Genomic DNA, 1861 nt, shown 5'->3' with positions numbered 1-1861 from the left:
TTCAGAACTAACACAGTGGACGCGAGCAACTGAGGACAAGCCCTCGGCCTATTAGTACCAGTCAGCTTCACCCGTTACCGGGCTTCCACATCTGGCCTATCAACCCAGTCGTCTACTGGGAGCCTTACCCTCTCAAGGAGGTGGGAATACTCATCTTGAAGCAGGCTTCCCGCTTAGATGCTTTCAGCGGTTATCCCTCCCGAACGTAGCCAACCAGCCATGCCCTTGGCAGGACAACTGGCACACCAGAGGTTCGTCCGTCCCGGTCCTCTCGTACTAGGGACAGCCCTTCTCAATATTCCTACGCGCACAGCGGATAGGGACCGAACTGTCTCACGACGTTCTAAACCCAGCTCGCGTACCGCTTTAATGGGCGAACAGCCCAACCCTTGGGACCGACTCCAGCCCCAGGATGCGACGAGCCGACATCGAGGTGCCAAACCATCCCGTCGATATGGACTCTTGGGGAAGATCAGCCTGTTATCCCCGGGGTACCTTTTATCCGTTGAGCGACGGCGCTTCCACAAGCCACCGCCGGATCACTAGTCCCGACTTTCGTCCCTGCTCGACCCGTCGGTCTCACAGTCAAGCTCCCTTGTGCACTTACACTCAACACCTGATTGCCAACCAGGCTGAGGGAACCTTTGGGCGCCTCCGTTACCCTTTGGGAGGCAACCGCCCCAGTTAAACTACCCATCAGACACTGTCCCTGATCCGGATCACGGACCGAGGTTAGACATCCAGCACGACCAGAGTGGTATTTCAACGACGACTCCACCCCAACTGGCGTTGGGGCTTCAAAGTCTCCCACCTATCCTACACAAGCCGAACCGAACACCAATATCAAACTGTAGTAAAGGTCCCGGGGTCTTTCCGTCCTGCTGCGCGAAACGAGCATCTTTACTCGTAGTGCAATTTCACCGGGCCTATGGTTGAGACAGTCGAGAAGTCGTTACGCCATTCGTGCAGGTCGGAACTTACCCGACAAGGAATTTCGCTACCTTAGGATGGTTATAGTTACCACCGCCGTTTACTGGCGCTTAAGTTCTCAGCTTCGCACGCCCGAAAGCGCACTAACCGGTCCCCTTAACGTTCCAGCACCGGGCAGGCGTCAGTCCGTATACATCGCCTTACGGCTTCGCACGGACCTGTGTTTTTAGTAAACAGTCGCTTCTCGCTGGTCTCTGCGGCCACCCCCAGCTCAGAGTGCAAGACTCATCACCAGTGATGGCCCCCCTTCTCCCGAAGTTACGGGGGCATTTTGCCGAGTTCCTTAACCATAGTTCACCCGAACGCCTCGGTATTCTCTACCTGACCACCTGAGTCGGTTTAGGGTACGGGCCGCCATGAAACTCGCTAGAGGCTTTTCTCGACAGCATAGGATCATCCACTTCACCACAATCGGCTCGGCATCAGGTCTCAGCCTTATATGAGGGACGGATTTGCCTACCCCTCGGCCTACACCCTTACCCCGGGACAACCACCGCCCGGGCTGGACTACCTTCCTGCGTCACCCCATCGCTTACCTACTACAAGTCTGGTTCGTCGGCTCCACCACTTTCCTTTCCCCGAAGGGTCCGGAACGGCTTCACGGACTTAGCATCGCCTGATTCGATATTGGGCGTTTCAAAGCGGGTACCGGAATATCAACCGGTTGTCCATCGACTACGCCTGTCGGCCTCGCCTTAGGTCCCGACTTACCCTGGGCAGATCAGCTTGACCCAGGAACCCTTAGTCAATCGGCGCACACGTTTCTCACGTGTGTATCGCTACTCATGCCTGCATTCTCACTCGTGAACCGTCCACAACTAGCTTCCGCTGCTGCTTCACCCGGCACACGACGCTCCCCTACCCATCACAT

1 rRNA gene (cut by a window edge) is annotated in these 1861 nt (G+C 56.4%); it reads right to left on the bottom strand.

Annotation, left to right across the window (positions count from 1 at the left end):
- Positions 1-31 precede the first annotated feature (31 nt).
- A 23S ribosomal RNA gene (locus AB0D44_RS34115) occupies positions 32-1861 on the bottom strand; it runs 1377 nt beyond the window's last position.

The sequence above is a fragment of the Streptomyces sp. NPDC048349 genome, from assembly GCF_040651925.1.
Classification (GTDB): Bacteria; Actinomycetota; Actinomycetes; order Streptomycetales; family Streptomycetaceae; genus Streptomyces.
Note: the sequence above shows the minus strand (reverse complement) of the source record. Positions and strands in the feature narration are given on the sequence as shown.